Here is a 1469-nt window from a genome sequence, read left to right as displayed (position 1 = left end):
GCGCTCATCGCCGCGCGCACGCCGTCCACGTCGCACCAGAAGGCATGTTCGATCTCGTTCGCGTCGATGGCCAGCGCATCGTCGTCCGCCTGCGCGATGCAGGCGATCATCAGCGATGAAGGGAAGGGCCATGGCTGGCTCACCACATAGCGCACGTCGCGCACGCGAACGCCCGCCTCCTCATATATTTCGCGCGCTACCGCCTCCTCGATCGTCTCGCCCGGTTCGACGAAGCCGGCCAGCGCCGAATAGCGGCCCTGCGGCCAGCTATGCTGCCGGCCCAGCAACACGCGTCCCCGATGTTCGGCCAGCATGATGACCACCGGATCGGTGCGCGGGAAATGTTCGGCCGCGCACACGCCGCAGCGCCGCGCCCAGCCAGCCTTGACCGGGCTCGTCGCGCCGCCGCAAACCGAGCAGAAACCATGCCGCGCATGCCAATGCACCAGGCTGCGCGCCGTGCCGTACAGGGCGACCTCATCCGTTGGCACCAGTCCGGCGATGGCGCGGCTGCGCGGCGTGGGACTCACAGTGGAGCCAAGATCTTTTACAAGCCGCACGAAGATCGGCCGATCCCCGCGATCGATGCCCAGCAGCACATGGTCTCCCACCTCGGCGCCCGGCTCGATCGGCTCCAGGACGAGATGCCCGTCCGCCTCGACCGGGTCCAGCCCCTCCAGCACCAGCCGCCGGGCGGCCGGATCGGCAAATGTTATGGCCAGCCGTTCGGGATCGTTGCGGATCGGGTCCACCCGGTCCAGAGTCCCGCCGACAAAGCCCGGAAGCGGCTTTGCGATCTCAGTTCCGTGCATCCCGTTCCTTTCGCACTGCCGCGGCCGCCCGGGCGAACAGGGTCGGCAATCCCGCTTCGTCCAGCCCGCTAATCGGCCACCATTCGCCCTCACCGTCAGGCTGGGCATCCACATGGGCATGATGGACCCGCAGCGCCAGCGAGAAATGCGTGAAGACATGGCCGATCGGCTCGGCCAGGGTCCGCCATTCCGCATCGACGGGCGGCGTCGGGTCGGGGGCGTCGCCCCAGGTGCCGCTGGGCAGAGCGCGCATCCCGCCCAACAGTCCCCGTTCCGGCCGCCGCACCAGCCAGACATGGCCGTCCCGTTCCATCCACCAGCCATGACCCGTCCGGTGCGGCTTGGGCTTCTTCGCGGGCTTTACAGGGAAAGCGGCGGGATCGGCGGTCGCGAAGGCGGCGCAATCCTCCCGTAGCGGACACAGGCCGCAGGCGGGATTGCGCGGGGTGCAGATCGTCGCCCCCAGATCCATCATCGCCTGGGCGAAATCCCCGGCGCGCGCGTCCGGCGTGATCCGGTCGGCGGCCGCGCGGATCGCGGGGCGGGCGGCGGGGAGGGGCGTTCCGATCGCGAACAGGCGGGCGACCACGCGCTCGACATTGGCGTCAACCACCACCGCCCGCTGGCCGAAGGCGATCGCGGCCACGGCGGCGGCGG

The 1469-nt window shown here is 70.0% G+C and carries 2 protein-coding genes; both read right to left on the bottom strand.

Annotated elements, in window-relative coordinates; genetic code table 11:
- Positions 1–812: NAD(+) diphosphatase (gene nudC, locus AX724_RS19530; RefSeq protein WP_066769915.1), on the bottom strand; the 812-nt coding region annotated here is incomplete at its 3' end.
- The coding region (locus tag AX724_RS19525; RefSeq protein ID WP_197421641.1) for an NUDIX domain-containing protein at positions 799–1469 on the bottom strand (671 nt) is incomplete at its 5' end. The genes AX724_RS19525 and nudC, both read right to left, overlap by 14 nt.

The organism is Sphingobium sp. CCH11-B1, from assembly GCF_001556865.1.
Classification (GTDB): Bacteria; Pseudomonadota; Alphaproteobacteria; order Sphingomonadales; family Sphingomonadaceae; genus Sphingobium.
This window is presented reverse-complemented; position numbering and strand designations above follow the sequence as displayed.